A 26,120-nucleotide genomic window follows, 5' to 3' on the forward strand; every position below is an offset into this window, starting at 1 on the left:
GGCGCCGCCCCGGTCACACCGACCAGGTGTGGACGGGGCTGCCCTCACGCATGTTCTCCACGTACTGACGCAACATGGCGGCGAGGGCTTCCCGGCGGCTCAGCCCGGCGTTCTCGTGCCGCACCACCTGCGCACGCTGCCACGACGCCCCCGTCTGCCGGGTCACGCACCGGCCCTCGATGACGCTGAGGTAGCGGTCGCGGGCCTTCGCCGACAACCCGAACGCGGCGAGCCCCTCGTCGGCGATCGGCAGCAGCCGCCTCAGGACGAGTTCGTCGGCGCCCGCGAACCCGACACCGGGCCAGTACAATTCGGCGTCCATGCCGTATTTCGCGCCGGCGTGCAGGTTCTCCTCGGCGGCGTTGAACGACATCCGCGACCAGATCGGGCGATCGGATTCGACGAGCCCGCGGAGCGCACCGTAGTAGAACGCGGCGTTCGCCATCGTGTCGAGCACCGTCGGACCCGCGGGCAGCACCCGGTTCTCGATCCGCAGGTGCGGTTTGCCGTCATCGCTGTCGTACACCGGGCGGTTCCACCGGTAGATGGTGCCGTTGTGCATCTGGAGTTCGTTGAGGTCCGGCACCCGTCCCGCGTCGAGTTCGGCCGACGGGTCGACGTCGGACACCTCCGGCAACAGCGCCGGGAAGTACCGGGAGTTCTCCTCGAACAGGTCGAAGACCGACGTGATCCACCGCTCGCCGAACCACACGCGCGGCCGCACGCCCTGGTTCTTCAACTCCAGCGGACGCGTATCGGTGGCCTGCGCGAAGATCGGGATGCGGGATTCGTGCCACAACGCCTTGCCCGCCATGAACGGTGCGTTCGCAGCGAGCGCCACCTGGGCGCCGGCCAGGCACTGCGCGGCGTTCCAGTGGGCGGCGAACTCGTCCGGCGCGACGCGCAGGTGCAGCTGCAGCGATGTGCACGCGGCCTCCGGGAGCACCGAATTGGCGTCCACCTTCAGCTTTTCGGCCGCCCGCCCCTCGAGTGGCACACCCTCGAGGTCGAGTTCGATGTCTTCCCCGCGCGCGGCGAAGATCTGGTCGTTGAGCTGCTCGTAGCGGGGATTCGCCGTGATCCACTCGCGGCCGAGGTGTTCGAGTTCCAGCGTCGGCAGCATGCCGACCATCACCAGCTGGGCGTCGTGCCCGTGGATCCGGGCGTCGGCGACGTGCAGCGACGCCCGCAGGGTTCGCTCGAGCTCGAACGTCCCCTCACCGTTCAGCGGACCCGGGCGGACGTTCATCTCGACGTTGAACTGACCGAGCTCGGTCTGGAACACGGCGTCGTCGTCGATCGACTCGAGGACCGCGAGATTCGACATCGCGGGCGTCATGTCGGAGTGGACGAGATTGAATTCGATCTCCATGCCCAGCATCGGTCTCGGCGGATCGACGTCGTCGGCGAACGCTCCCTCGCGAAGCATCCTCTCGAGCGCGTCCACGCACATGAGCACCTTCTGCCGGAACAGGCGCCGGTCTTCTCGGGTGAATGTCCGAGACGTCACTTCGCGACCCATGCCACTCCCCAACTGCGCGTCGAACTGCGCTCACGGGGGAGCATATCCGTTCAGCCCGCGCGAATGCGGGATGGCGGGCTAACCTCGAACCAGACGCTGGTGAGCGGAAGGACCGGAGATGACGCCTGATACCGACTCCAAGAAGAAACCAGAGTTCTCCGTGGGCGCGCGCGTGAAAACGCGGCACTCGGCCGATCACGAACTGGCCGAGAAGAAGTGGCCCCTGGAGGCCGGCGTCATCGTCGACGATTTCGCCGGCGTCCAGGACATCAGCAACGATTCGTACGGCCGGGACTGGGCCGTGTCACGCCGCTGGGCGATCGCCCTCGACAGCGGACCACTCGTGTTCCGCAACGACGACGATCTCGAGCCCGAGTAGGCCCTTACGCGTTGGCGCCCGCGTTGCCCCAGGTGACGGCCACGCCGCGCTCCTGCAGCCAGCGACCGGGATCGATCTTGTTTCCGTTCGCGTCGTGCACCTCGAAGTGCAGGTGCGGTCCGGTGGACTGGCCGCGGTTGCCGACGTGGGCGATTTCCTGCCCTGCGGTGACGCGCTGCCCGACGCTCACGGTGTAGTCGTTGACGTGTCCGTAGACGGTGACGGTGCCGTCGTCGTGCAGCAGACGCACCCACAGTCCGAAGCCGGACGCCGCACCGGCGTCGATGACCTGGCCGTCCGCGGCTGCGAGCACCGACGTGCCGATGGGCGCCGCGATGTCGATGCCGCCGTGGTGGGCTCCCCAGCGGGAACCGAAGTCGGAGGTCAGCTTGCCCGAGACCGGCTGAACCGTGTGGGGCTTGACCGGGTTGACGGAGGACAGCCACTGCTGAGCCTGGGCGCCGAGGTCGGGGCCGCCGAGGTTCTGGGCGGCGGTGCCGAGGTCTGCGGGCAATTCGAAGCCGGCGGGGAGGACACCGGCCGGGATCTCGAACGGCAGGCCCGGCAGCGTCTGCGCGCCGCTCGTCTCGTGGGAGTCGACGGGGGCGGCGGCGGCGTTTCCGGCGCCCAGCTGGGCTGCACCGACGACGATGGCTCCGGTAGCGGCCGCGACAGTCGCGGCCTTGATGCCCACACCCGCTCCGGCCTGCTGGTTGCGATGGCGCCCGCGCGCCGCGTCCGGATCGATCTCGAAGCGAACGGAAGACCCGTTCGCCCGGTGGTGGGAACCCACAGTAAATACCTCGTCAGTCGTCGGATTGCAGCTCTCCCCGTCCGGGGTGGGCTCCTCTGTCTGGCGAAGAATGTAACAAAACGATATAGGTCCGCGCCACCGTTACCGAACGTTTATGTTCGGCGTTCCTCGAGTTCCGCCTTGAAGGCGGCGTAACGAGCGCGGTGCGGGGCACGCCGGCGAATCACCGCCCACGCGATTCCGAGCACGACGAACCATGCCGGGGTGACGAGGAGCGCCTCGAGGGTGTCGTCCTCCTGTGTCAACGCCCAGATGAGAAAGACGAAGAAGGCCAGGACGACCCAGCACATCACCACCCCACCGGGCATCTTGAACCTCGAGGCCTCGTGCAGTTCGGGGCGGCGCCTCCGGTACACGAGATAGCTGGCCAGGATCATCGTCCACACGAAGATGAACAGCACCGATGAGATTGTCGTCACAGTCGTGAACGCCTCGATGACCGAGTCGCCGGAGAACAGCAGCGCGATCGCCGACAGCAGGAACGCGCAAGAGAACATCAGCGCGTTGGCCGGAACCTTGCGGGAACTGAGCCTGCCGAGCCTGGCCGGTGCGTCACCCTCCTGCGCGAGGCCGTACACCATCCGGGACGTCGAATAGATCCCCGAATTGGCGGAGGATGCCGCGGACGTCAGCACCACGAACTGGATGACACCCGCCGCGATCCCCAGACCGGCGAGCGTGAACATCGCCGTGAAGGGGCTCTCCCCGGGGACGACCTCACGCCACGGCGTGACCGAGATGATCACGATCAGCGACACCACATAGAACAGCAGGATGCGGATCGGGATGGAGTTGATGGCCTTCGGCAGGTTCTTCTCCGGATCCTTCGCCTCGGCCGCCGTGGTTCCGACGAGCTCGATACCGACGAACGCGAAGACCGCGATCTGAAATCCGGCCACGAAGCCCATCGCGCCGGTCGGGAACATGCCGCCGTCGTTCCACAGGTTGTCGAATCCGGCCTCCGAGCCGCCCGGCGACGTGAAGTGCGTGAACACCATCACGAGTCCGACGACGATGAGGCTGAGAATGGCGATGATCTTGATCAGCGCGAACCAGAACTCGGTCTCGCCGAACGCCCGCACGGTCGGCAGATTCAGCAGCAGGAGCGTCGCGATGGCGATCAGCGCCGGGATCCACAGCTGGAGGTCGGGCCACCAGTACCGCACGTAACCGGAGATCGCGATGATGTCGGCGATACCGGTGACGATCCAGCAGAACCAGTACGTCCACCCCGTGAAGAACCCGGCCCAAGGGCCCAGCAGGTCGGCCGTGAAGTCGGAGAACGACTTGTAGTGCAGGTTGGAGAGCAGCAGCTCACCCATCGCCCGCATCACGAAGAACAGCATGAAGCCGATGATCATGTAGACGAAGATCACCGACGGTCCGGCCAGCGAGATCGTCTTCCCGGACCCCATGAACAGGCCCGTGCCGATTGCTCCGCCGATCGCGATCAGCTGGATGTGCCGGTTGGCGAGCTGCCTCGAGAGATGCGGCTCGCCCTCCGCTCTCGTCCCCGGGTCGCCGCCCGATCCGATCGAACCCGTCGAGGAAGTGCGGTCAGCCATGGAACACCTGCAACCCTTCTCAGTCCTTGCTGTCACCGTCCGAAAGCGTGGGTCACGTTACGCCGGGACGGCTCGCGACCACCGTCGAGGAGGTGATCCCGAGCGGAAGTACTTGACAGAAACCGCGTAGCTAAGGCTAACCTCAGTCCGTTACTTCGAGGCGAGGAGCCTGCACATGATCGAGGACCTGATCGAGATCGCGTACGCCCAGGGCGCTGTCACCTGTGTGGCTCAGGCTGCCGGCGGCGTCGACGAGTACGAACTCGCCCGGGTCGATTCGGTCGCGTCCAGCGTCACCGTCACGGTGCGGGCCGACGGCAAATTCGGGAAGGCCACGAGCGTCGAGGGATACCTCAGCCTCGGCCAGGTCGTCCGGGCGTGCGGACTCGACTACCGGCACGCCACCTCCAGCGCCCGCCAGTACATCCACTGATCAACCCAGGTGCTCACCGAAGAAACCGTCGATCCTCGTCCACGCATCGGCGGCGGCTTCCGGGTCGGGCACCATCCCCGTGACCTTCATCAGGGGACGCATCACCTTCGGTCCGGCCAGTTCGTCGTTCAGGAACGTGTGGCCGGCAGTCGGATACTCCTTCACATCGTGGACCACACCGGCCCGGGTCAGTGCCGACTCCAATTTGGCTGCCGCGTTCGGAAGGGCGAAATCCTTCCCGCCGTAACTGGCGACCACCGGGCACGCCCCCGCCACCGCCGCCTCCAGGTCACGCGGCAGGACCCCATAGTTCGGGGCCGCCGCGTCGAACCCGGTGCGCAGGGTCATCAGAGCGAACCCGCCGCCCATGCAGAACCCGATGACCCCGATCTTCCCCGTACAGTCCGACGAACCGGACAACCACTGACGCGCCGCCTCGATGTCCCCATAGGCCCGGCCCTTCCCCGAGAGCATCGCCCGCATCGTCGACACCAGACAGCGCCGCGCACCGCCCGCACTGAACAGATCCGGCGTCAGGGTCAGAAACCCGGCCGACGCCAGCCTGTCCGCCTGACGCCGCATCACGTCGTCCAAGCCGAACGCCTCGTGCACCATCACCACACCCGGCCACGGGCCCTCCCCCGACGGCCTCGCCAGATAACCGTGCAAGTTCAGCGAACCGTCGTGCCGCGCAGCGAGGTCGGTCAGGTCGATCTCGGACATGTGCGTCTCCCGTTCCGTCGTCACTTCCAGAACATCTGCGACAACCATGCCCTCCCCATCGCGGGCGCACCACCGTTCCCGCTACACTCACCTCGGTGTGCGCCCCGCGCGTGCACCGCGCCTTCGTAGCTCAGGGGATAGAGCAACCCTCTCCTAAAGGGTAGGTCGCAGGTTCGAATCCTGCCGAGGGCACCATGCCGCCCGAGGCTCTCAGCGATATGTCGGGCAGGTCGGGAGGACCAGGAGACACCCATGATCGGCATACTGCCCGACCTGCCGTACATGGGGTTGGACTGGGAGTTCTTCTTCCCGACCAATCTGTACATTGCATTTATCAACTGGTGGAACCCCTTCTAGCGCACGGCAGCCCGGTCAGCGGAGTCCGCGACGGCGCCGCCACCACCGGCCCTTCCGCTTCGCCTTCTCTGTCTCCTCCATGTCGTACCGCATCTGCCGCAGAACTGCCGGCGCCTCGAGTGCGCGGAATGCGCGGCATTCCTCTGTGAATTCCTTCGTGTACGTGCGGTACACGAAAGCAGGGCCGAGGGAGCCGAACGAGAAGGGAATCGAAGCCAGCCACCATTGCCCGCCGTACGTGTGGCCGAGCGCCAGACAGATCAGGGCGAGAGCACCCAACGCCAACTGGAGCCACAGGAACTTCCGGCCCTGCCGGGCGGCGTGTTCCATCCCGGAGAGGTGGTAGTCCATGTTCAGCTTGTGGATCTCGATCTCCCGCTCGGTCCGGATGATGTAGTCGTCGAACGTTTCGCCGTCGTTGAGGAAGTCATCCATCGGGGCCGCCTTCGTCGCGTGGGAATCGAAGCGTAGAGGCGCCCACCGACATCTCGGAGCGTCGGACATTGCGGACCGTGGCTGACCTGGATAGTTCGTATCGTCGCCGCATGACCAACACAGCGAACCGCCCCGCCGCCCTGCACTCGTACTTCGCATACCGCGACGCCCCGGCCGCTCTGCGGTGGCTGGAACGAGCCTTCGGTTTCGAGACCACTCTCGAATTCTCGGACGACAACGGCGGGATCATGCATTCCGAATTGCGCAGAGGTGATGCCGCCATCATGGTCTTCAGCGACGACGGCGACTACGACCGGCCTGCGCTCAGGGGCGAGACTGTCGGGCACGGTACCTATCTCAGCGTCGGCACCGCCGGCGAAGTCGACGAGGTGTATGCCACCGCCCTCGATGCCGGCGCCACCTCGGTCTGGGCACCCGCGAACACCGAATGGGGCAACTACCGCTGCCGGATCCTCGATCTCGAGGGTTTCGAGTGGACATTCGGCACCCTACGCCCGGGCGAGATCAGCGGCGAATGACGGTGACGCCGACTGTCAGTCGATGGCGAAGAGCCGCGCCGCGTTGTCGTGGACAACTGCCCGCAGCCACGGCTCGCCGAGGTCGAATCGGGTGAGACCCTCGAGCGCGTCGAGGTAGGGATACGGGATGTTGGGGAAGTCGCTGCCGAACAGGATTCGTTCCTGCAGTTCCGACAGCCGGTGCACCTGGTCGCGCGGAAACGGTGTGGCCGCTTCGGTGTAGTCCGTGAACGTCATCGTGGTGTCGAGGTACACGTTGGCGTACTGATCGGCCAGGTCCAGGAATTCCCGGTACTCCGGCAGCCCCATGTGGGCGATGATCGGGTGCAGCCGCGGGTACCGCGACAGCAACTCGGCGATCGGGCCCGGGCCCGTGTGCGTGCCGGGCGCCGGCCCCGACCCGCAATGGATGACCACGGGGACACCCGCGTCCTGCAGCACACCCCACACGGGGTCGAGAAGCGGATCGTTCGGCGAGTAGTCGCCCACCTGGATGTGGGACTTGAACACGCGCGTGCCCGTTTCGACTGCCTCCGCGACATACGCGGCCGCGGACTCCTCAGGGTAGAACGTGGACGTCCGCAGGCAGTCGGGGGTCTGCGCGGCGAATTCGGCCGACCACTGGTTCAGCCACGCGGCCATGTCCGGCTTGTGCGGGTAGATCATCGACGTGAACCGGCGGACCCCGAACCCGCGGAGATGCTCGACGCGGACATCCTCTTCGTGCCGGTAGTGAATGGGCCACTCACGTCCGGTGAGGGGACCGACCGCGTCGAAGTAACCCCACACCTTCTCCATCACATTCGCGGGCATGAAGTGGGTGTGGACGTCGATGATGCCGGGCAGCCCCAGCGCACGCCAGAACTCCTGCACCCGCAGATCCTCGGACAACACTCTTCTCCTCGACGCAGTGCCGGACCACGGAACCCGGCGGATCGGAACAGGGGCCGCCTCAGAACAGCGTGAACGCGTCCTCGGCCTCGGGGGTCGGCGCGACAGGCGCCGGCGCGGCGGCGGGCGCCGGTGCGGGGGCGGAGACCGGCGTCGGCGCGACCGCACCGGATGCGACGGCGCGGGCCGCCTCGCCGGCGAGGACGTCGGCCATCTCGTTGTAGTGGTTGCCGACGTGGCCGCGAACCCAGCGGAAGCGGACCGGCCCGGGGCGTTCGGCGATGGCCCGGTCGATGGACTGCACCAGCGCGAGATTCTTGACGGGGGCGCCGCCCGCCGTCTTCCAGCCCTTGCGTTTCCACCCGGGCAGCCATTCCGAAGCGCACTTGATGGCGTACTGGGAGTCGGATTCGATCAGCAGCGGATCGGCGCCGGGATGCGCGGTGATCGCTTCGAGCAGCGCCCGCAGCTCGGCGATCTGGTTGGTCCCGGAGGGTTCGCCACCCGATTGGCTGGGACCCTCGTGATTGACCCATGCCCAGCCGATCGCCCCACCGGGGTTGCGGAGGCAGGATCCGTCGGTACTCACGATGATCATGACTGGGGACTTTACGTGCGCGCCCCGACAGCCGCCGGTAGCGGTCGGCTTCACAGTGGATACGCTGCTTTCGATGACGGCTTCGCTGGAGGTGGTCGAGACCACCCTGACCGCGCGGCGTCCCCTGGACGTCGCCATGTCGTTGCAGCCGCTGCAGCGCGGCAAGGGCGACCCCTGCCACCGGCGGACGGCCGACGGCGCGATCTGGCGGACGTCGGTGCAGAAATCGGGCCCGGTCACCTATCGCCTGACCCAGATCGACCGCCACTCGGTGCGCTGCCAGGCGTGGGGTGCGGGTGCTCCCGAGCTGGCCGCGGGGCTGGGCCGCCTCGTCGGCGACCACGACGAGTGCGCCGACTTCGCCCCCGACCATCCGATCCTCGCCGAGGCCCACCGCCGTTTCCCGCACCTGCGGCTCGGCCGCACGGACCGGGTGCTGGAGGCCCTCGTGCCCGCGATCCTCGAGCAGCGGGTGCACGGCATCGCCGCGTTCGCGTCGTGGCGCCGTCTCGTGTGGAAGTTCGGCGCGCCTGCTCCCGGCCCGGCCCCGGACGGGATGCGGCTGCCGCCGACCGCGGACGTGTGGCGGCGGGTGCCGTCGTGGGAGTTCCATCGCGCCAACGTCGACCCCGCCCGGTCCCGCACGATCGTCCGCTGCGCGCAGGTGGCCGACCGGCTGGAGAAGATCGTCGACCTCCCCCGCGACGAGGCGAATCGCCGGCTGATGTCTGTTCCCGGCGTCGGGATCTGGACGGCGGCCGAGGTGTCGCAGCGCGCGCTCGGCGATCCCGATGCCCTGTCGGTCGGCGACTATCACCTGGCTGCGATGGTCGGGTGGTCGCTGCTCGGGAAGCCCCTCGACGACGCCGGGATGGTGGAGTACCTGGCTCCGCTGCAGCCGCATCGCCAACGCGCCGTGCGACTGCTGGAGGTGAGCGGGCAGGCCGTCAAACCCAAGTTCGGCCCTCGCACGGCGGTCGTCGACCACAGCCGGCACTGATCCGTCGGTTGCACCTCGATATCGTTCCAGCCGCCTATCCATGAACACCTGTTCAAGTATTCATACGAGTAACTAGACTCCGAAGGATCAGCTGCCTGCCGGAGGAGACGCCGTGGAATCCGTGGCAATGCACATGAGCGACGGCCTGATCAACGCGCCGACCTCACTGCTGTTCGTCGTCGTCGCCGCGGCAGGACTGTCGATCGCCGCCTGGCGGGCGCGCGCCGAACTCGACGAACGCACCGCGCCGATGGCCGGTCTCGTCGCGGCGTTCATCTTCGCCGTCCAGATGGTCAACTTCCCGATCCTTCCCGGTGTGAGCGGCCACCTCCTCGGTGGCGCACTCGCCGCCATCCTCGTCGGCCCGTACACCGGCATGCTCTGCGTCTCGATCGTGCTGATCGTGCAGGCGCTGCTGTTCGCCGACGGCGGGCTGACGGCGCTGGGAGCGAACATCACCAACATGGCGATCATCGGGGTGGTGGTCGGGTACGGCGTCGCGGTTGCACTGCGTCCGCTCGTCGTGCGCCGGGAGCGGCTGCGCTTGCGCGTTCTCGGCGGACTGTCGTTCGCCGCGGCCCTGTGCGGAACGGTGGCGGCGTCGATGGGCTTCGTTCTCGAGTACGCGATCGGCGGAACCGCCGTGTCCGGGGATTCGACCTCGCTGGGCGCGGTGGCCGCCTACATGCTCGGGGCGCACGTGCTCATCGGCATCGGCGAGGGCCTCATCACCGCCGTCACGGTCACGGCCGTCGCGAAGGCCCGCCCCGACCTCGTGTACCTCCTGCGGACGGCACCCCGGCGAGTGGAGGTGCGGGCATGATCTCGCTCCGCCGATTCCTGATCGGCTTCGCGCTGGTGGCGCTGCTCGTCGCCGGCGCGGTCTCCTACCTCGCGAGCTCCAGTCCGGACGGTCTCGATGCCGCGACGACCCGCGGATGCGAGACCGTGGAGACCGACACCGGGGAGGCGCTCGTCGGTGACTGCATCGCCCAGAACGCGTCCGCGCATCACCTGTCGGACTCGCCGCTCGCCGACTACACGGTGGGCGGCCGGGCGCATCTCACCGGGGTCGCCGGCGTCATCGGCGCGACCGCGACGTTCGTCGTCGCGGGTGGTCTGTTCTGGGTGCTCGCCCGCGCGCGGCGGAACCGAACGAGCCCCTGACCGTGGGAGCCGGGCACACCCATCCGCTCTACCTCGACGGCACCTCACCCCTGCACCGCCTGCCCGCCGAGGTCAAGATAGTCTGCGCCGTCGTCTTCGTCTTCGCGGTGGTCGCGACACCGCGGGAGGCGTTCTGGGCGTTCGCGGGGTATATCGCCGTCCTGGTCGTGATCTGGCGGATCGCCGGGATCGCGCTCACCTGGATCGCTCCGAGGATGCTGATCGAGTTGCCGTTCGTGACGCTCGCGGTGCTGCTGCCGTTCGCCGAGGGCGGCGACCGCGTCACCGTCGCCGGACTGTCGCTGTCGGTCGCGGGCCTCTACGGGGCGTGGGGCATTCTCGTGAAGGGCACTCTCGGCGTCCTCGCCTCGCTGACGCTCGCCGCGACGACCCCGGCCCGGGACCTGCCGCTGGGCCTGGCGCGCCTGCGCGTGCCCGCGATGCTCACGACGATCGTGGTCCTGATGCTGCGCTACCTCGACCTGCTCACCGCCGAGGTCGAGCGGATGCGCACCGCCCGGCTGTCCCGCGGCGACGACCCCCGGACGTTGCGGCAGATCGGCGCCACCGCCCGGGGTGTCGGCGGATTGTTCGTGCGTTCCTACGAGCGCGGCGAGCGCGTCCACCTGGCCATGTTGTCGCGGGGGTTCACGGGTTCGGTTCCCACGATCGGGGCGCCCCCGGCGACCGCTGCGACGTGGCGGGCAGGACTGGTTCCCGCGGTGTGCGCGGTGGGAATCTGCTTCTCGGCGTGGGTGCTCCGATGACCGCGGCCGTGCACCTCGACGGCGTCTCGTTCACGTATCCGGACGGCAGGGCCGCGCTGCACCGGATCGACCTGACGGTGGAACCCGGCGAGCGGGTGGCCGTCCTCGGTCCGAACGGGGCCGGCAAGACCACACTGATGTTGCACCTCAACGGCATTCTGACGGCCACCGAGGGCAGCGTCACGGTGTGCGGGCTGGCGCTGCCGCGGGGTGCGTCCCGCGACACGTTGCGCGAGGTCCGACGGCGGGTCGGGATCGTCTTCCAGGATCCCGACGACCAGTTGTTCATGCCCACCGTCGCGCAGGACGTCGCGTTCGGTCCGGTCAATTTCGGGGTCACGGGGACCACGCTCGACGAGCGTGTGCGCGACGCGCTGGCGGCCGTCGACATGACGGCGCAGTCCGATCGCAACCCCGCGCACCTCTCGGTGGGCCAGCGCCGCCGGGTCGCGCTGGCGACCGTCCTCGCGTGCGCGCCGGACGTCCTCGTCCTGGACGAGCCGTCGAGCAATCTCGACCCCGTTGCCCGGCGCGAACTGGCCGAGGTTCTCCTGGGTATCGACACCACACACCTGCTCGTCACGCACGACCTCCCGTACGCCGCCCAACTGTGCACGCGCGCCGTGATCCTCGACGAGGGGCGCCTGGTGGCCGACGGCCCGATCCTGGACCTGCTCGGCGACCCCGCCCTGCTCGCCCTGCATCGCCTCGAGTTGCCGTGGGGTTTCCAGCTTCCCGCGACCGGGCCTCTTTCGCCCGGCGAACGATCCGTGACACCGCCGTCCGGGTAGCTCACGATGGGGTGACGAAGCTTCGCCCGCACTCCGACCGGAGGTCAGCGATGTCCACACCCGAAGCCGACGCCGCGACGGTGTCCCAGCGCATTTTCGACGCGTCGCTCGGGGCCATCGACCTGCTGGCCGTCCATCTGGGAGACCGCCTCGGCTGGTACCGCAGTCTCGCATCGGAGGGCCCGGCGACCGCGGGCGAACTGGCGGAACGCACCTCCACTCATCCGCGGTATGCGCGCGAGTGGCTGGAACAGCAGGCCGTGTCGGGACTTCTCACGGTGGACACGTCGGACCCGCCGAAGTTCACGCTTCCGGCAGGTGCCGCCGAAGTACTCACGGACGAGCAGAGTCTCAACTATCTGGCACCTCTCGCGCGGATCTTCGTCGCCGCGACCGCGCAGATGCCCGCACTGCTCGAGGCGTATCGCACCGGCGGCGGCGTGGGGTGGTCCCAGTACGGCGCGGATGCCCGTGAGTCGCAGGCCGATATGAATCGGCCGTGGTACGAGCAGGTTCTCCCGGGCGCGCTGGCGTCGGTCCCCGAGGTGGACGCGTTGCTCCGGGCACCCGGTGCCACCATCGCCGATGTCGGATGCGGCGGCGCCTGGTCCACGATCGCACTCGCGCGCGCCTATCCGGAGGCCACGCTCCACGGCTACGACATCGACACCGCGACCGTCGAACTCGCGAGGTCCAACGTGCGCGGGCAGACGGATGTCGCCGATCGGATCACGATCACCGAATCGGATGCCGCGGGAATCCCCGAGGGCAGTTGCACCGCGGCCTTCGCGTTCGAGTGCATCCACGACATGCCCGCGCCGGTCGAGGTGCTGTCGGCGGTGCGCAGGGCGCTGGCCCCCGGCGGTGCCGTGATCGTGATGGACGAGGCGGTCGACGACGAATTCTCCGCGCCGGGAAGCGACGTCGAGCGACTGATGTACGGCTTCAGTCTCACCGTGTGCCTGCCCGACGGCATGAACCACACGCCGAGTGTGGGCACCGGAACGGTCATGCGCCCGAGCACATTGCGCGGCTACGCCGAGTCCGCCGGTTTCGGCACCATGGACGTGCTGCCGATCGAGGACTTCGGGTTCTTCCGGTTCTACCGGCTGACGGTGTAATCCTCGCACCGACAGCCCGATACGCACGTATTTTGCGGAAAGGCCGAAAACTGGGGCGTCCGAGGGGGGAAGATGTCTGCAGTAGGCAGGTTACGGACGCTTTCGCCGGTCGGGGCAACTGTGGAGCGCCAGGTCGAACCAGATTTGTCGTTTGTCATCCGCTACTACGCATGGGAAACACCATGAAACTGCATAGAGTGACAGCGCTTGCCGCGCTGCTGATCGCCACCCTGTGTGTCGGAGTGGGTACCGCGTATGCCGCCCCCGCTCCCGTCGATCAGGCCGTCGTCTCGCACACCAGCCTGAGCGCCGACGGCCGGTCGGTCGGTACGGCGATCGACACGGGCCTGTTCACCCTGTCGAGGACGACTGCGGCCGTCGACATCGTCAACGATGCGGGAACCCCGGTAGGCACGATCCCATTGCGCTACTCGATCGCCGGTGTGCAGTTCGCGATCGATCCGATCGTCACCGACGGCGGCCGGTTCCTGAGCCTGACACCCACGACGACGCCCGTCGCGGGAACACTCGCACTCACCCCGGTCGACAGGGACTCGGCCTACGCCAACATGATGACGCAGCTGCAGATCGGCTGGGACAACGGCGGCAGCACCGCGACCGCGATCGGCGCAGGCATCGGGTTCGTCGCGGGGTGCATCTTCCTCATCCTCGGGGGGTGCCTCCCCGGTGCCGCGGTAGGCGCAGCGATCGGCGCCGTCACCGGTATCAGCAACGCGAACCCTGCTGCGACACCGGCGGTTTACGAATTCCTCGGAACCCTGTAGCGGGGCTTCCGTCCGACCTCGAGCGACGATTTCGGGAGGACTATGGGTTAGTTCGCACACGGGGAGCATCACCGCGCACCCACATATGCATGTAGCCGTTCCGGTTTTCCAGCGAATATGGTCCACGCACAACGATGTTCGGTGCACTCAGGTGGGGACCGTGTTCGTCCTACGACATGGTGGGAATTTCCATGAAACTCTTGAGAACTCTGGCATTGTCCATATTCGTCGTGTCCGCGATGGCCGTCGGGGCGGGAACGGCGTACGCCGATCCGGCACCGCAGGGAATCGACTGGTCGCAGCCGCTCATGACCCCGGCCGCCGACGGCGGTAGCAGCCAGGTGGCCGAGCAGTTCTTCCCGGAGAACGAAACCAAGCAGGACGCCTTCGACACGATGACCAACGAGATCAATACCGGCTGGAACAACGCTGGCCTCCAGGGCATGGCGATCGGTTCCAACGTGGGCATGGCCATCGGGTGCGTGTCGATCTTCCCCAACTTCATCGCAGGTTGCATCGTCGGCGCAGTGGTCGGCACCATCGCCGGCGCCGTCATCGGTATCGGCGTGGGTAACCCCAATGCCCAGCCTGCCGTAGAGCGGTTCTTCGCTACACCCTGAGCGAAGAGCGGGCTGCAGCCCCGGCCTCACACGGGCCGGGGCTGCGGCGTGTTCGCCCACGACTAATTCATGCATGACTAGTTAGTGCACTAACTAATCTGCTAGTCTGGTGCCGTGACCACGGACATCGACGATCCCCTCGCACTCGATCGGCAGGTGTGCTTCGCCCTCGCCGTCGCCAACCGCGCGGTTCTGAGCGTCTACCGGCCACTCCTCGAACCCATGGGCCTCACCCATCCGCAGTATCTTGTGATGCTGGCCCTGTGGGGCACCTCCCCCATGTCGGTCAAGGAGATCGGGGCCGCACTGCAACTCGATTCGCCCACGCTCTCGCCGCTCCTCAAACGCCTCGAGACCTCCGGGCTCCTCACCCGCACCCGCAGCCGCGACGACGAACGGCAACTGGTGGTCGAACTGACCGACGCGGGCAAGGCCCTGCGCTCACAGGCCGAGAAGGTGCCGCCCGCCGTGGTCGCCGCGCTCGGCGTCGAACTGTCCGAACTCATGGAACTGCACAGGGTGCTCACGCACATCAACGCCGCCGCCGTGCAGGCGGGGGCTCTGGGAAGGCCCGATCAATGACCAGAATCGACCGACGTCCCCGTACCCGGCCCGGCCCGATCCAGTGGGTGGGCTACTCGTTCGGACGCACGCTCCCCGACTCGATGCGGGAGTGGGTGAAGAACGATCTGATCGGCGACTGGGCCGTGCCGCGGCATCTCGTCCGCAGCATGGTGCCGTTCCTGCCGGTGTTCGCGGCGTTCTTCCTGTTCCCGGGTCCGGTGTGGCTGCGGGGTGCGATGGTGCTGCTCGGTGTCTTTCTCGCCCTGTTCTACAGCGTCGCCTACATGGCGCAGAACCGGTCCCGGCGGCTCGAACGCCACGGGCTGCCGCCGGACCTCGAGAACCCGAAGGTCCGCCGCAGGCACGACGAAGAGCGGGCCGCGTACGACAGGGTCCACGCCCGGCCCTGAACACCGGACCTCAGCCGACGACGCCCTCCGCGCGCCGGTTCGCGATGTCCTCCGCCGACCAGCCCAGTTCACCGAGAATCAGATCGGTGTGCGCGCCGAGTGCCGGCACGTCCCCCATCCGCATCTCCACGTCGGAGAACGTCATCGGCGGCAGCATCGCCCGAATCGGGCCTGCCTCGGTTCCGACGTCACGCCAGCGGTCGCGCTGCTCGAGTTGCGGGTGCTCGATCAGCCCGCCCAGGTCGTTGAGTTCGGCGGCCGGGATCCCGGAGTCCGCGAGCGCCTGGTCGAGAGCCGCACTCGTGAAACGTTGCGTCTCCTCGGCCACCAGGGCGTCCACCTCCGCCCGGTGCTGCACCCGCAGCATGTTGGTCGCGAACCGGGGATGGTCGGCGAGTTCGGGGCGTTTGAACACGTCCGTCACCAGTTGCCGCCAGCCACGGTCGTTCTGGACGCCGATGAGGATCTGCCCGTCCAGGGTGGGATACGAGTCGTACGGGACGATCGCCGCATGTCCGAGCCCGACGCGCGGGATCTGCTTGTCGGCGTACATCTTCATGTACATCGGATGGCCCAGCCACTCCGCGGTCGCATCGAACATCGACACGTCGATCCGCGCTCCCACGCCGGTCCGCGGGCGCCGGAACAGGGCACCGAGGACCGACGTCATCGCATACATGCCCGCGGCGATGTCGGACACCGGCACACCGGTCTTGGTCGCGGTGTCCGGGGTGCCGGTCACCGAGATCATCCCCGCTTCCGCCTGGACCAGCATGTCGTACGCCTTGCGCTCGCGCCGCGGCCCGGCCGACCCGTACCCCGACATGTTCACGACGATCAGTTCCGGATGCTCGGCGCGCAGTTCGTCGGCCCCGAACCCGAGGCGGTCGGCGGCGTCGGGTGCGAGATTCTGGACGAAGACGTCGGCCTTCGCGATCAACCGCGCGACGGTGTCCCGCCCGACCTCGGACTTCAGGTCGACGCCGATCGATTCCTTCGACCGGTTCAGCCACACGAAATGCGAGGCCTGCCCGAACACCGCGGCGTCGTAGTTGCGGGCGAAGTCACCCTCGCCGACGCGTTCGATCTTGATGACCCGCGCGCCCATGTCCGCGAGATGACGGGTGGCGAGCGGAGCGGCCACGGCCTGCTCGAGTGCCACGACGGTGATGCCGTCGAGCGGCAGCAGTCCGGGGTCGTTCTCCATGTCGGGATTCACCTTTCCTCTTCGGCTCCCGTGGAATTGTGATAATGCGTGGCACCGATGGTGTGCAGCAGTTCGTGCACGGTGTCGTCGGTGAGCCGGTACCGCATCGAACGGCCGTCCCGCGTGGCCGACACCCACCCCTGGTTGCGGAGCAGCCGCAGCGCGTGCGAGACGGCGGTCCCGGTCATGTCGAGGGCAGCCGCCAGGTCGCCGACGCAGATGTCGGGGGCGTGGTGCAGGCACAGCAGCAGTCGCAGGCGGTTGCCGTCCGACAGCAGTTCGAAGCGGCCCGCCCAGCCGTCGATGTCGGGGGTGTGCAGGGCCGCCGCCGCACGCCGAACATCCTCGGGGTTCAGGGCGGGGGTGGCGGCCATCACGCCAGTCTACAAACGCCACGAGCCCGCCCGGCCCGGCATCCATAGGCGATTCCTCACTGTCCGTTCGGCTCTGTGACTTTGTTTCCGCACTCGCACCGGTGGTCGACTGGCGGGACGCGTCACCCGGTCCCCCGGCGGCGTCGACGACTCATCGAGGAGCGTGATGTGAGCGGTCTGCATCTTCCCCAGCGCGTGCGGCACCATGCCGCGGAACGGCCCGGAGCACCGGCGGTGACGTGCGGTGACACCACCCTGACGTACGCGGAGCTCGACTGGCGGACCAACCGGCTCGCAACAGCGCTGTCGGCGTTGACATCCCGGGGAGGCCGGGTGGGGGCACTGCTCCGGATGCGCACCGAGGGCGCCGAGACGTTCGTGGCCACCGCCAAGTCGGGGCTCGTATTCGTCCCGCTCAACTGGCGGCTCCCCGCCGCCGAGGCCGCCGCGGTCGCGGTCGATGCCGGACTCGAGGTGCTGATCGTCGAATCCGAATTCGCCGCCACCGCCGCCGCCGTCCGCGACGCACTCCCGGAGGTGATCGTGGTGGTCGTCGATGGGGCCGACGGCGACACCCTTCCGCCGGGCGCCTGGACGTGGGACCGGCTGGTCACGTCGGGCACCGCCACCGACCCGGGGCTCGGGGACGACCCCGCCGCCGAGGTGCTGCAGCTCTACACATCGGGCACGACCGGGCTCCCGAAGGGCGTGGTCGCGACGCATCGCAACCTGCACAACGAGCCCGACGGCCTGCTGATCTACCGCTGGAAACCCGACTCGGTGGCACTCGACGCCATGCCGCTGTTCCACATCGCCGGCGCCGGCTGGCTGAGCACCTGCCTGTCCGCGGGCGTCCACCTCGTCCTGCTCGGCGCGTTCGACGCCCGGCAGGTCGCCGAACTCGTCGAACGGCACCGGATCACCCACGCCTTCCTCGTTCCGTCGACCATTCAGATGCTCCTCGACGTGCCCGATCTCGACCGCTTCGACGTGTCGAGCCTCGAGCTCATCGCGTACGGTTCGGCGCCGATCACCACCGCCCTGCTCCGGCGGGCGATCGATCGTCTCGGCTGCGGATTCGTGCAGCGCTACGGCATGACGGAGACGACGGGCTCGGTCACCGCGCTCACCGCCCCGGACCACGACCCGTCCGGGGACCGCGCACATCTGCTGCGGTCGGCGGGCAGGCCCATGCCCGGTGTGGAGGTCGAGATCCGGGACGTGCTGACCGGGGCCCGGCTCCCGGTGGGCGAGTCCGGGGAAATCGTGTGCCGCTCACGCAACAACGTCGAGGGCTACTGGAACCGACCGGAGGAGACGGCGCACCTTCTCACCCACGACGGTTTCCTGCGCACCGGCGACGCCGGGCACCTCGACGCGGAGGGCTACCTGTTCGTCACCGACCGGGTGAAGGACATGATCATCACCGGAGGCGAGAACGTGTATCCGGTCGAGGTCGAGACGGTGCTCGCCGAGCATCCGGCGGTGGCCGAAGTCGCGGTGGTCGGTGTGCCGCACCGGACCTGGGGCGAGTCCGTGACGGCGGTCGTGCGGCTCGTCGATCCGGGTGACGCACCGGACGAGCAGGACCTGATCGCGTTCGCCGGCGCCCGGCTCGCGTCGTACAAGAAGCCACGCGAGATCGTCTACGTCGCCGAACTTCCGCGGGGTGCGAGCGGCAAGGTCCTCAAACGCGCTCTGCGCGAGGTACTCCGAGACACCGAGGTGCCGTCGTGATCGTCACCGAAGACGTCGGCACCGTCCAGCGGGAGGCCTGGGCCCGCGGCGTGCTCCCACCTGTCGAACAGGTGCGCCCCGGATTGTGGTCGATCCCGGTGCCGATGCCGCGAAACCCCTTGCGGTACGTCCTGATCTACGCGCTCGCGATCCCCGACGGTCTCGCGCTGATCGACGTCGGCTGGAATTCGGAGGAGTCGTGGCGGGCCCTCGTCGACGGGATCGCGCAGACCGGGCACCACGTCACCGACGTCCGGTATGCCGCCGTCACCCACCTGCACCCCGACCATTTCGGTCTCGCACCCCGGCTGCGGGAGGTCAGCGGGGCCGCGCTCGCGATGCACGGCGCCGATGCCGCACTGCTCGGCCACCATTCGCCGGCGGACACCGCAGCCGACGAACACACGTGGAACACCCAACTCGCCCAACTGGGGGCACCCACCGGCATCCTCGCCGCCGCCCGCGTCGACCTGGTCCGGCTCGGCCCGGGCGAGTCCATCGACGTCGTACTCGGGGACGGCACTCTCCTGGACCTGCCCGGCTGGGATCTGCGGGCGGTCTGGACACCGGGGCACACACCCGGCCATCTGACGTTCGTCGACGACACCCACGGTCTCATGTTCAGCGGCGACCACATGCTCCCCCGCATCAGTCCCAACATCTCCACGGTCCCCGGCGAACTGGAGAATCCGCTGCACCGGTACCTGCTGTCGCTGCACGCCACCACCACGATGCCCGACGGTGAGGTGCTGCCCGCGCACGAATACCGGTTCCGGGGGATCGCCGACCGCGCCCGGCAGCTGATGGGTCATCACGAGGAACGGTTCACCGAGATCGTCACCGCTCTGGTCGCGCGCCCCGAATCGACGGCGTGGGAGATCTCGCAACACATTTCGTGGTCGCGGCCGTTCGACTCCATGTCGGACCGTCTGCTCCGCCTCGCGGTCCGCGAAACCCACGCCCACCTGCTCGTCCTGGCCGACCGCGGAAGCATCCGCTCGCTCGGCGGCCACCCCGAACGCTGGATCCCGACCTCCCGTAAGGAAGACACCCCATGAGTGTGGTTCTCATCGAATTCGCCGACGGCGTCGCCGTCATCACCCTGAACCGACCGGAGGCGAAGAACGCCGTCGACCTCGAGGTCGCCAAGGCGCTCGCCGCCGCGATCGACGAATTCGAGGCGCGGCCCGACCTGACGGTCGCGATCCTCACCGGCGCCGGGGGAACGTTCTGCGCGGGCATGGATCTGAAGGCGTTCAGCCGCGGCGAACGGCCGTCGCTGCCCGGCCGCGGATTCGGCGGACTCACCGAGGCCCCGCCGACGAAGCCGCTGATCGCCGCCGTCGAGGGATGGGCGCTCGCCGGCGGCTGCGAGTTGGCGCTGTCGGCCGACCTGATCGTCGCGGCTCGCGACGCGAAGTTCGGGATCCCCGAGGTCAAGCGCGGGCTCGCCGCCGCCGCGGGCGGGCTGCTGCGGCTGCCGAAGGTGCTGCCGTACCCGATCGCGATGGAGATGGCGATCACCGGCGATCCCCTCACCGCCGAGGTCGCGCACGCGCACGGACTCGTCAACCGGCTCACCGAGCCCGGGCAGGCACTCGACACCGCCCGCGAACTGGCGGCGCGGGTCGCCGCCAACGGTCCCCTCGCCGTCCGGGCCACCAAGCAGGTCGTCGCGATGTCGGCCGCCTACACCGATCCCGAACTGTTCGCCGGGCAACGCCGCTTCCTCGATCCGGTGTTCGCCTCCGACGACGCCCAGGAGGGTGCGCGCGCGTTCGCGGAGAAGCGCCCGCCGGTGTGGCGTGGCCGATAGCCGCATGATCGGCGCAGCCCGCGTCACAGCTTCCGTACGATGACGGCGTGGACCTGCATCTCGTCACCTACTTCGTCGCGGTAGTCGATCACGGCGGGATCACCAGGGCCGCGCAGTCCCTCTACATCTCGCAACCGTCCCTTTCTCAAGCGATCCGCACACTCGAACGCCGCCTCGGTGTCACCCTGTTCGACCGCACCGGGCGCCGTCTCGAACTGACCGAGGACGGACGCACGCTCGACGTCGCCGCCCGGCGCATCCTCGCCGACGTCGAGCGGGCCAAAGCCAAGGTCGCTGCGGTGCGCGAACTCGTGTCCGGCCGCGTCGACGTCGTCACGTACGCCGCGTTCTCGATCGATCCGATCGTCGACCTGGTGCGCCGGTTCCGCGAGCAGTACCCCCGCGTGACGGTCCGCGTCATCGACGCCGACGGCCCCACCGGCGTTCTCGGTGCCCTGCGCCGCGGCGAGGCCGAACTCGGCGTGATCGATCTGTCCGTCGACCACAGTGCGCTGCACTCGGTCCCCATCGGCGATCAGGAACTGGTACTGGCCCTGCCGGGCGCCCTCGCCGACACCCTCCCCGATCCGGTGCCCCGCTCGGCGGTCCGGGACATTCCGCTGATCCAGGATCTCGGGAACAAGAGCGACGCGGCCCTGATCGCGGATCTGGTGGGCGATCCCGCGAACGTGGTCGTCGACTGCACCCACCCGGGCGCCACGTGGGAACTGGTGATGCGCGGCGCGGGGGCCACCGTCCTGCCCCGCCTGGTCGCCGAAGAACAGTTGCGCGGGGTCGCGATCCGATCGATGACGCCGAAACTGACCCGCCCCGTCGGTCTCGTCCAGCGGTCCGGCCCGGGATCGCCGGCGGCCTCGGCGTTCGTGTCGATCGCGCAGGCCACCCGGGCCGCGGGCACGCGAGAGGGGAACTGAGCACATGGAGTTGCGTCAGGTCGAGTACTTTCTCGCCGTCGTGGAACACGAAGGCATCAACGGGGCTGCCGCGTCGCTCGGCGTCGCACAACCCACCATCTCGCAGGCACTGCGCGGGCTCGAGCGGGAACTGGGAGTGCAACTGTTCCACCGCATCGGCCGCGGCATGGTGCTCAGCGCCGCCGGCCGCAGTTTGGTCGGGCCGAGCAGGCAGATCCTGCGCGACGTCACCGCCGTCGAAGATCTACTCGCCACCACCGACGGGGCACTGGCCGGCCGGCTGGACGTCATGGCGTTTCCGGCGCTGGCGATAGGGCCGCTCGTCGACCTCGTCACCGAATTCCGGCGAACCCACCCGAATGTGCTGGTGCGCTTGGGGGAATTGAAAGACGAGGCCCAGGCCGGGTCGCTGATCGAGGACGGGCACTGCGAATTCGTGGTGGCCCACCTCCCGCTCGACGACGCCCGACTGGACGTCCTCGAACTCGGCGAACAGGAGTACTGGCTCGTGTACCCGCCGGGCACCGACCTGCCGGAGGGCCCCGTTCCGCTCGCCGACCTCCCCGACGTCCCGATGGTGTTCGTTCCCCGCGGCCACTCCGTCGCGAACGAGATCGAGGAGTCGATTCGTCACGCCGGGGCGCGCCCTCACCTGGCGGCGCTGTCCGATCACCGCGAGGCGCGACTTCCCCTGGTACTCGCGGGGATCGGCGGAACCCTCCTGGAACGGTCGATCGCGGAGGCTGCCCGGGACCGCGCGGTGGTCCGCCGGGCGGAGCCGACGATCGCCCGCACCTTCGGGATCGCGTTCGACCCCGACATGCTCTCCCCCGTCGGGCACGCATTCGTCGAACTGGTGCGGGCGCACACGTCGAACATCTGAACCGAGCTCATAGGTTTCGCCTCATCCTGCGTGTCCCAGAACGACTTTGCGGCAGAGCGTCTCCGGTGATCGACTGGCTGGGAGCGGCACGGCGCCGGCCACCCGGGTGGCGCCGAGAACCGCGCCCACGTCTGGAGCCGCGCATGAGCATCGAATCCCTCCCCTCGACCGCAGGGGCCGCATCCGCAGAATCCGACGTCCTGATCAGCCGGGACGGCGCGGTCGCGACGGTCACGCTGAACCGGCCCACGCGGCGCAATGCGATGACCCTCGACTCGTGGATCGCGTTGCGCGAGGCGCTCGCCGAACTCGCACTCGACGACGCCACCCGCGTCGTGGTCCTCACCGGCGCGGGGAACGACTTCTGCACCGGCGCTGACCTCGACAAGCGCGCCCCCATGCACCCGCTGACCCGGATGCGGCAGATCAACGCGACGGCGCTCGCGGTCGCGGAGTTCCCCAAGCCGCTGATCGCGAAGGTGCGCGGCTACGCCGTCGGAGCCGGCTGGAACCTGGCGCTGCTGTGCGATCTGCTCATCGCCTCACGCGACGCGCAATTCAGCCAGATCTTCGCCAGACGCGGCCTGTCGGTGGATTTCGGCGGCTCCTGGCTCCTGCCGCGCATGGTGGGGCTGCACCGCGCGAAACGGCTGGTCATGCTCGCCGAGATGATCGGCGCCGAGCAGGCCGACGCACTGGGACTGATCAGCGAACTCGCCGAGCCGGAAGAACTGGACGCGACGGTCGCCCGGTTCGCTACCAGCCTCGCGGAATCGCCGACCGTGGCCGTCATGCAATCGGCTCGACTGGTCGAGGACGGTACGACGTCGTCGCTGCGGGACGCACTCGAGAACGAGGCCCGTTCGCAGGCGGTCAACTTCGCGACCGACGCACCCGCGGCGTTGCGCGCCTTCGTGGAGAAGCGTCCCCCCGCCTTCAGCGGGGAATGGCAGGTGCCGCAACCGTCGTAGCTAGATGATCGCGCCGTCGATCGCGCAGAAGCTGTGGCAGAGCCGGGCGACGATTCGCGGCCCGCGTTCGGGATCGAACCACCGATCGATTTGCGCCCAGTGGTAGGGATGCGTCGTGTACGGCCCGGACAGTCCGTCGAGGTCGGCGTACTCCTGCTCCCAGACGTGGGTCCACCGCGCGGAACCGGCAGAGTCCTGCACCCGGCTCAGCTGTGAGGCCCCGATGGTGCGGATGTAGTCCGGCATCGCCCGCGTCTCGGATTCGAACTGCTCCACCAACGCCGGGTCGGCCGAGTCGTCGACCGAGACGAGAAGCGTCCGGTACACGGCCGGTTCGAAGTCCCGCGCGGCGGGTGTGGGCACACCCGCGTAGCCGACGCTGTCGACGTGCCCGACCGCGGGGACGGACAGCTGTGCGGCGATCTCGGGTTCGACAGCACGCCAGTCGGATTCGTCGTCGAAGCGAAAGTGCGCAATGACGTCGCCGCCGTTGATGCCGCCGGGCAGGGTCGGTGTCACGAGAACGCGCCGGACCCGAGGGGCCGCGACGTCGTGCAGCCTGCCTGCCAGCGACGCAGCGGCGGAGCCGTCCTCGTCGGCGACGAGGTGAACGAGCGTGGTCACCTTAAACATCGGTCGCGGCCTCGATATCCGCGGGCGGGCAGGAGACGGTGCGCCGCCGGGTGGCGAGGAGCTCGTCGGCGTCCTCCCACCAGCGGAGCACCTCCGCGTCGTGGCGCGCGAGGAGGCTCTGGCGCCACCAGGCGTGAGCGCCGCGCACGGTCCAGCTGACCGTCAGGGTGTTGGACTGGTCATCCAGCCAGAGCGGCGGGGAGACGAGCACGCGGTCGAGTGTCAGACCACGCGCAATCGCGCCCGGCACATAGCGTTCCAGGTAGGCGGCGAGAAACGCGCGCGCCCGACCGGGCGTCACCACCATCTCGTCGACGACGTACACGATCGGCTCGGCCGCAACCATCAGCGCTCCCTTCTTCCCGCTACCAGGACGGTAGGGCGAAGAAGGGAGCGCGTCACAGAGCGGCGTCCGCCCAGCGGGAGGAGACGCTAGTGCGCCGCGGTCGCGAGTTGCTCGCGCAGCTTCGTCTTGAGGATCTTCCCGGCCGCCGAGGTCGGCAACTGCTCGACCACCACGACGTCGCGGACCTTCTTGTACGGCAGTACGCGCTCGGCGACGAACGCGGATACCGCATCCCCGTCGATCGTCGCGCCCGGCGTCGGCACCACGAACGCCACCGGCTCCTGGCCGACGCTGCCGGCCTCCCGGCCGACGACGGCGGCGGAAGACACATCCGGGTGCGAGACGAGGATCTCCTCCAGCTCACGCGGATACACGTTGTAGCCCTTGTAGATCAGCATGTCCTTGGTGCGGTCGCAGATGAACAGGTACCCGTCCTCGTCGGCGTAGGCGATGTCGCCGGTGTCGAGCCAGCCGTCGACGAACTGCTGCGCCGTGATCTCCGGATGGTTCAGGTAGCCGTCCGTGACCTGCGGTCCGCGGACCCACAGCTTGCCGCGCGCGCCGGCCTCCAGCACGGCACCGGAGTCGTCCTGGGCGCGGATCTGCACCTCGGTGTCGAAGACCGGCAACCCCACGCTGCCGAGCTTGTAGGCGACGGCCCCGGTCAGCGGTGCGGACGCCACCAGGCACGTTCCCTCCGTGAGCCCGTACCCCTCGACCACGCTCGCCGACGGGAAGGCCCGGCCCAGTGCCTCGAGGGTCACGTGATCGATCGGCGCCGCACCCGAGGAGACCACCCGCACCGAATCGGTGTTCCGGGTCGCGGCGTCGGGATGGGTGGCGACGGCGTGCCACATCGCCGGGCTCCCGGTGATGTACGTGGCGCGGTGCGTCTCGATCAGGTCCAGCATGCGGCCGGGCTCGAAACGTCCGGCGAGCACCTGCGTCGCCCCGCACAGCAACAGGAACGACAGGTTGATCAGGGCGTGGGCGTGGAACAGCGGCGACACGACGACGGTCGCTCCGGCGCCGGGCACGACACCGCGGTCCTCGAGACCGGCGATGGGCCGCAACTCGATTCCGCCATCGCCGCCGGCGCGCACCTCGTGGCCTGCCCGCCAGGCGATCATCTGCGTCACGTTGGCGACGACGTTGCGGTGCAGCACCCGCACACCCTTCGACATCCCGGTGGTCCCGCCCGTGTAGGCGAGGTGGGCGACGTCGTCGCCGGACACCTTCGGGGTGAAGGGCCCAGGGGCGTAACCGGACACGAACTCGTCGAATCCGAACTGGCCGCGGCCCCTGCCTGCGACGATTCCGGCCACCACGGTCGTGCGGACGGTGGTGCCCTCCGCGGCCTCGGTGAGCGTGCCCAGTTGCCCGGGCTGGGTGACGGCGGCGACCGCGCCGGTGTCGATGATCTGCGAGCGCAGGCCGGGGCCGGGCTGCAGCGGGTTCACCAGGGTGACGGTCGCGCCGGCCCGCAGCGCGCCGTAGTAGGCCACGACGAACTCGATGCAGTTGCCGAGGTGCAGGAGCACCACGTCGCGCTCGGTCACCCCCGCGTCCCGCAGCGCCCCGGCGAAGGCCCCCGACCGCTGGTCGAGCTCACGGTAGGTGCATACGGTGTCGCCGTCGACCACCGCGGGCCGGTCGCCGTACAGGCGTGCCATGCCGGGCGGGAACGCCGCCAACGTCAGTTCCGGATAGTGCAGTGCCGGTGCAGGGTTGTTCACG

The 26,120-nt window shown here is 68.7% G+C and carries 31 protein-coding genes and 1 tRNA gene; 20 read left to right on the top strand and 12 right to left on the bottom strand.

Translation table 11 applies throughout. From position 1 onward, the window contains the following. Positions 1-13 precede the first annotated feature (13 nt). Entirely contained in the window at positions 14-1,522 is a 1,509-nt protein-coding gene (locus tag ROP_RS09815) for a glutamate--cysteine ligase (protein WP_012689178.1), read from the bottom strand. Positions 1,523-1,640: 118 nt separating this feature from the next. On the opposite strand from ROP_RS09815, the gene ROP_RS09820 reads away from it, so the two are divergent. Further along, a complete protein-coding gene (locus ROP_RS09820; RefSeq protein ID WP_012689179.1) occupies positions 1,641-1,901 on the top strand; it encodes a hypothetical protein in 261 nt (86 codons plus the stop codon). Between the two features lie 4 nt (positions 1,902-1,905). On the opposite strand, the gene ROP_RS09825 is transcribed toward ROP_RS09820, so the two are convergent. Further along, positions 1,906-2,694, bottom strand: a complete 789-nt coding sequence (locus ROP_RS09825; RefSeq protein ID WP_043824512.1) for a M23 family metallopeptidase — start codon at positions 2,692-2,694, stop codon at positions 1,906-1,908. Between the two features lie 113 nt (positions 2,695-2,807). Further along, positions 2,808-4,280, bottom strand: coding sequence for a D-serine/D-alanine/glycine transporter (gene cycA / locus ROP_RS09830; protein ID WP_012689181.1), 1,473 nt, complete (start codon positions 4,278-4,280; stop codon positions 2,808-2,810). A gap of 175 nt (positions 4,281-4,455) precedes the next feature. On the opposite strand from cycA, the gene ROP_RS09835 reads away from it, so the two are divergent. Further along, positions 4,456-4,713 carry a hypothetical protein gene (locus tag ROP_RS09835; protein ID WP_012689182.1) on the top strand — a complete coding sequence of 86 codons (258 nt, stop codon included), beginning with the start codon at positions 4,456-4,458 and terminating at the stop codon, positions 4,711-4,713. Here ROP_RS09835 and ROP_RS09840 read toward each other — a convergent pair whose 3' ends face one another. Further along, positions 4,714-5,484: a dienelactone hydrolase family protein gene (locus ROP_RS09840; RefSeq protein WP_043824514.1), complete on the bottom strand. Its 771-nt coding sequence runs from the start codon at positions 5,482-5,484 to the stop codon at positions 4,714-4,716. Positions 5,485-5,555: 71 nt separating this feature from the next. Between ROP_RS09840 and ROP_RS09845 the strand changes: the two genes are divergently transcribed. After that, positions 5,556-5,631, top strand: a tRNA-Arg gene (locus ROP_RS09845). 177 nt (positions 5,632-5,808) lie between these two features. Here the strand turns inward: ROP_RS09845 and ROP_RS09850 are convergent. After that, positions 5,809-6,228, bottom strand: coding sequence for a hypothetical protein (locus ROP_RS09850; RefSeq protein WP_043824516.1), 420 nt, complete (start codon positions 6,226-6,228; stop codon positions 5,809-5,811). A 110-nt stretch (positions 6,229-6,338) separates the two neighbouring features. Between ROP_RS09850 and ROP_RS09855 the strand changes: the two genes are divergently transcribed. Beyond that, positions 6,339-6,767, top strand: coding sequence for a VOC family protein (locus ROP_RS09855; RefSeq protein ID WP_012689185.1), 429 nt, complete (start codon positions 6,339-6,341; stop codon positions 6,765-6,767). A gap of 15 nt (positions 6,768-6,782) precedes the next feature. On the opposite strand, the gene ROP_RS09860 is transcribed toward ROP_RS09855, so the two are convergent. Both ROP_RS09860 and ROP_RS09865 read right to left on the bottom strand, forming a co-directional pair. Then, complete coding sequence (locus ROP_RS09860) at positions 6,783-7,658, bottom strand: amidohydrolase family protein (protein ID WP_043826406.1); 876 nt, start codon at positions 7,656-7,658, stop codon at positions 6,783-6,785. Between the two features lie 61 nt (positions 7,659-7,719). Continuing rightward, positions 7,720-8,256, bottom strand: a complete 537-nt coding sequence (locus ROP_RS09865; RefSeq protein ID WP_012689187.1) for a ribonuclease H family protein — start codon at positions 8,254-8,256, stop codon at positions 7,720-7,722. Between the two features lie 73 nt (positions 8,257-8,329). Between ROP_RS09865 and ROP_RS09870 the strand changes: the two genes are divergently transcribed. The 10 genes from ROP_RS09870 to ROP_RS09915 all read left to right on the top strand — a co-directional run bounded on the left by ROP_RS09870 (position 8,330) and on the right by ROP_RS09915 (position 15,481). Next, positions 8,330-9,256 carry a DNA-3-methyladenine glycosylase family protein gene (locus ROP_RS09870; protein ID WP_012689188.1) on the top strand — a complete coding sequence of 309 codons (927 nt, stop codon included), beginning with the start codon at positions 8,330-8,332 and terminating at the stop codon, positions 9,254-9,256. Positions 9,257-9,383: 127 nt separating this feature from the next. Next, positions 9,384-10,079: an energy-coupling factor ABC transporter permease gene (locus ROP_RS09875; protein ID WP_012689189.1), complete on the top strand. Its 696-nt coding sequence runs from the start codon at positions 9,384-9,386 to the stop codon at positions 10,077-10,079. After that, entirely contained in the window at positions 10,076-10,423 is a 348-nt protein-coding gene (locus tag ROP_RS09880; protein ID WP_012689190.1) for a PDGLE domain-containing protein, read from the top strand. The genes ROP_RS09875 and ROP_RS09880 overlap by 4 nt, the downstream gene beginning before the upstream one ends. Positions 10,424-10,425: 2 nt before the next feature. Further along, complete coding sequence (gene cbiQ / locus ROP_RS09885; protein WP_012689191.1) at positions 10,426-11,190, top strand: cobalt ECF transporter T component CbiQ; 765 nt, start codon at positions 10,426-10,428, stop codon at positions 11,188-11,190. Beyond that, positions 11,187-11,981 carry an energy-coupling factor ABC transporter ATP-binding protein gene (locus tag ROP_RS09890; RefSeq protein WP_012689192.1) on the top strand — a complete coding sequence of 265 codons (795 nt, stop codon included), beginning with the start codon at positions 11,187-11,189 and terminating at the stop codon, positions 11,979-11,981. The genes cbiQ and ROP_RS09890 overlap by 4 nt, the downstream gene beginning before the upstream one ends. A gap of 50 nt (positions 11,982-12,031) precedes the next feature. Next, complete coding sequence (locus ROP_RS09895; protein WP_012689193.1) at positions 12,032-13,102, top strand: class I SAM-dependent methyltransferase; 1,071 nt, start codon at positions 12,032-12,034, stop codon at positions 13,100-13,102. A 182-nt stretch (positions 13,103-13,284) separates the two neighbouring features. Further along, positions 13,285-13,887 (top strand): hypothetical protein, encoded by a 603-nt coding sequence (locus tag ROP_RS09900; RefSeq protein ID WP_043826408.1) that lies wholly within the window; start codon positions 13,285-13,287, stop codon positions 13,885-13,887. A 191-nt stretch (positions 13,888-14,078) separates the two neighbouring features. Next, positions 14,079-14,507, top strand: coding sequence for a hypothetical protein (locus ROP_RS09905; protein ID WP_043826410.1), 429 nt, complete (start codon positions 14,079-14,081; stop codon positions 14,505-14,507). Between the two features lie 114 nt (positions 14,508-14,621). Beyond that, a complete protein-coding gene (locus tag ROP_RS09910) occupies positions 14,622-15,089 on the top strand; it encodes a MarR family winged helix-turn-helix transcriptional regulator (protein WP_012689196.1) in 468 nt (155 codons plus the stop codon). Further along, complete coding sequence (locus ROP_RS09915) at positions 15,086-15,481, top strand: DUF5313 family protein (protein WP_012689197.1); 396 nt, start codon at positions 15,086-15,088, stop codon at positions 15,479-15,481. The genes ROP_RS09910 and ROP_RS09915 overlap by 4 nt, the downstream gene beginning before the upstream one ends. 10 nt (positions 15,482-15,491) lie before the next feature. Here ROP_RS09915 and ROP_RS09920 read toward each other — a convergent pair whose 3' ends face one another. Together ROP_RS09920 and ROP_RS09925 are read right to left on the bottom strand one after the other, a co-directional pair. Continuing rightward, positions 15,492-16,688 carry a CaiB/BaiF CoA transferase family protein gene (locus ROP_RS09920; RefSeq protein WP_043826412.1) on the bottom strand — a complete coding sequence of 399 codons (1,197 nt, stop codon included), beginning with the start codon at positions 16,686-16,688 and terminating at the stop codon, positions 15,492-15,494. Positions 16,689-16,696: 8 nt separating this feature from the next. Next, the gene (locus tag ROP_RS09925; protein WP_043824519.1) at positions 16,697-17,062 is read right to left on the bottom strand and encodes an ArsR/SmtB family transcription factor; all 366 of its coding nucleotides are present in this window, start codon (positions 17,060-17,062) and stop codon (positions 16,697-16,699) included. A 168-nt stretch (positions 17,063-17,230) separates the two neighbouring features. Between ROP_RS09925 and ROP_RS09930 the strand changes: the two genes are divergently transcribed. From ROP_RS09930 to ROP_RS09955, 6 genes are all read left to right on the top strand, one after another. Further along, positions 17,231-18,799, top strand: coding sequence for a long-chain-fatty-acid--CoA ligase (locus tag ROP_RS09930; RefSeq protein ID WP_012689200.1), 1,569 nt, complete (start codon positions 17,231-17,233; stop codon positions 18,797-18,799). Further along, positions 18,796-19,857, top strand: a complete 1,062-nt coding sequence (locus tag ROP_RS09935; protein WP_043824521.1) for an MBL fold metallo-hydrolase — start codon at positions 18,796-18,798, stop codon at positions 19,855-19,857. The genes ROP_RS09930 and ROP_RS09935 overlap by 4 nt, the downstream gene beginning before the upstream one ends. Continuing rightward, positions 19,854-20,615, top strand: a complete 762-nt coding sequence (locus ROP_RS09940) for a crotonase/enoyl-CoA hydratase family protein (RefSeq protein WP_012689202.1) — start codon at positions 19,854-19,856, stop codon at positions 20,613-20,615. Before ROP_RS09935 ends, ROP_RS09940 begins: the two co-directional genes overlap by 4 nt. A 47-nt stretch (positions 20,616-20,662) precedes the next feature. Then, on the top strand, positions 20,663-21,550 hold the full coding sequence (locus tag ROP_RS09945; RefSeq protein ID WP_012689203.1) for a LysR family transcriptional regulator: 888 nt from the start codon (positions 20,663-20,665) through the stop codon (positions 21,548-21,550). Between the two features lie 4 nt (positions 21,551-21,554). After that, positions 21,555-22,433 (top strand): LysR family transcriptional regulator, encoded by an 879-nt coding sequence (locus ROP_RS09950; RefSeq protein WP_012689204.1) that lies wholly within the window; start codon positions 21,555-21,557, stop codon positions 22,431-22,433. A 143-nt stretch (positions 22,434-22,576) separates the two neighbouring features. Further along, complete coding sequence (locus ROP_RS09955) at positions 22,577-23,404, top strand: enoyl-CoA hydratase/isomerase family protein (protein ID WP_012689205.1); 828 nt, start codon at positions 22,577-22,579, stop codon at positions 23,402-23,404. Here the strand turns inward: ROP_RS09955 and ROP_RS09960 are convergent, their stop codons facing one another. The 3 genes from ROP_RS09960 to ROP_RS09970 form a co-directional block, all read right to left on the bottom strand. Further along, positions 23,405-24,037: a Dabb family protein gene (locus tag ROP_RS09960; RefSeq protein ID WP_012689206.1), complete on the bottom strand. Its 633-nt coding sequence runs from the start codon at positions 24,035-24,037 to the stop codon at positions 23,405-23,407. Then, complete coding sequence (locus ROP_RS09965) at positions 24,030-24,383, bottom strand: hypothetical protein (protein ID WP_012689207.1); 354 nt, start codon at positions 24,381-24,383, stop codon at positions 24,030-24,032. Before ROP_RS09965 ends, ROP_RS09960 begins: the two co-directional genes overlap by 8 nt. 86 nt (positions 24,384-24,469) lie before the next feature. Then, complete coding sequence (locus ROP_RS09970; protein ID WP_012689208.1) at positions 24,470-26,119, bottom strand: class I adenylate-forming enzyme family protein; 1,650 nt, start codon at positions 26,117-26,119, stop codon at positions 24,470-24,472. Between the last annotated feature and the right edge of the window lies 1 nt (position 26,120).

This window comes from Rhodococcus opacus B4 (genome assembly GCF_000010805.1).
In the GTDB taxonomy this organism is placed as follows: Bacteria; Actinomycetota; Actinomycetes; order Mycobacteriales; family Mycobacteriaceae; genus Rhodococcus_F; species Rhodococcus_F opacus_C.

Bases quoted from the DNA above. Each gene is read 5' to 3' on its own strand.
- ROP_RS09850 (WP_043824516.1), bottom strand. From the start codon at position 6,228: ATGGATGACTTCCTCAACGACGGCGAAACGTTCGACGACTACATCATC.
- ROP_RS09925 (WP_043824519.1), bottom strand. From the start codon at position 17,062: ATGGCCGCCACCCCCGCCCTGAACCCCGAGGATGTTCGGCGTGCGGCG.
- ROP_RS09920 (WP_043826412.1), bottom strand. From the start codon at position 16,688: ATGGAGAACGACCCCGGACTGCTGCCGCTCGACGGCATCACCGTCGTG.
- ROP_RS09960 (WP_012689206.1), bottom strand. From the start codon at position 24,037: ATGTTTAAGGTGACCACGCTCGTTCACCTCGTCGCCGACGAGGACGGC.
- ROP_RS09895 (WP_012689193.1), top strand. From the start codon at position 12,032: ATGTCCACACCCGAAGCCGACGCCGCGACGGTGTCCCAGCGCATTTTC.
- ROP_RS09955 (WP_012689205.1), top strand. From the start codon at position 22,577: ATGAGCATCGAATCCCTCCCCTCGACCGCAGGGGCCGCATCCGCAGAA.
- ROP_RS09875 (WP_012689189.1), top strand. From the start codon at position 9,384: ATGCACATGAGCGACGGCCTGATCAACGCGCCGACCTCACTGCTGTTC.
- ROP_RS09890 (WP_012689192.1), top strand. From the start codon at position 11,187: ATGACCGCGGCCGTGCACCTCGACGGCGTCTCGTTCACGTATCCGGAC.
- ROP_RS09820 (WP_012689179.1), top strand. From the start codon at position 1,641: ATGACGCCTGATACCGACTCCAAGAAGAAACCAGAGTTCTCCGTGGGC.
- ROP_RS09870 (WP_012689188.1), top strand. From the start codon at position 8,330: ATGACGGCTTCGCTGGAGGTGGTCGAGACCACCCTGACCGCGCGGCGT.
- ROP_RS09900 (WP_043826408.1), top strand. From the start codon at position 13,285: ATGAAACTGCATAGAGTGACAGCGCTTGCCGCGCTGCTGATCGCCACC.
- ROP_RS09855 (WP_012689185.1), top strand. From the start codon at position 6,339: ATGACCAACACAGCGAACCGCCCCGCCGCCCTGCACTCGTACTTCGCA.
- ROP_RS09965 (WP_012689207.1), bottom strand. From the start codon at position 24,383: ATGGTTGCGGCCGAGCCGATCGTGTACGTCGTCGACGAGATGGTGGTG.
- ROP_RS09940 (WP_012689202.1), top strand. From the start codon at position 19,854: ATGAGTGTGGTTCTCATCGAATTCGCCGACGGCGTCGCCGTCATCACC.
- cycA (WP_012689181.1), bottom strand. From the start codon at position 4,280: ATGGCTGACCGCACTTCCTCGACGGGTTCGATCGGATCGGGCGGCGAC.
- ROP_RS09815 (WP_012689178.1), bottom strand. From the start codon at position 1,522: ATGGGTCGCGAAGTGACGTCTCGGACATTCACCCGAGAAGACCGGCGC.
- ROP_RS09835 (WP_012689182.1), top strand. From the start codon at position 4,456: ATGATCGAGGACCTGATCGAGATCGCGTACGCCCAGGGCGCTGTCACC.
- ROP_RS09880 (WP_012689190.1), top strand. From the start codon at position 10,076: ATGATCTCGCTCCGCCGATTCCTGATCGGCTTCGCGCTGGTGGCGCTG.
- ROP_RS09915 (WP_012689197.1), top strand. From the start codon at position 15,086: ATGACCAGAATCGACCGACGTCCCCGTACCCGGCCCGGCCCGATCCAG.
- ROP_RS09905 (WP_043826410.1), top strand. From the start codon at position 14,079: ATGAAACTCTTGAGAACTCTGGCATTGTCCATATTCGTCGTGTCCGCG.
- ROP_RS09865 (WP_012689187.1), bottom strand. From the start codon at position 8,256: ATGATCATCGTGAGTACCGACGGATCCTGCCTCCGCAACCCCGGTGGG.
- ROP_RS09950 (WP_012689204.1), top strand. From the start codon at position 21,555: ATGGAGTTGCGTCAGGTCGAGTACTTTCTCGCCGTCGTGGAACACGAA.
- ROP_RS09840 (WP_043824514.1), bottom strand. From the start codon at position 5,484: ATGGTTGTCGCAGATGTTCTGGAAGTGACGACGGAACGGGAGACGCAC.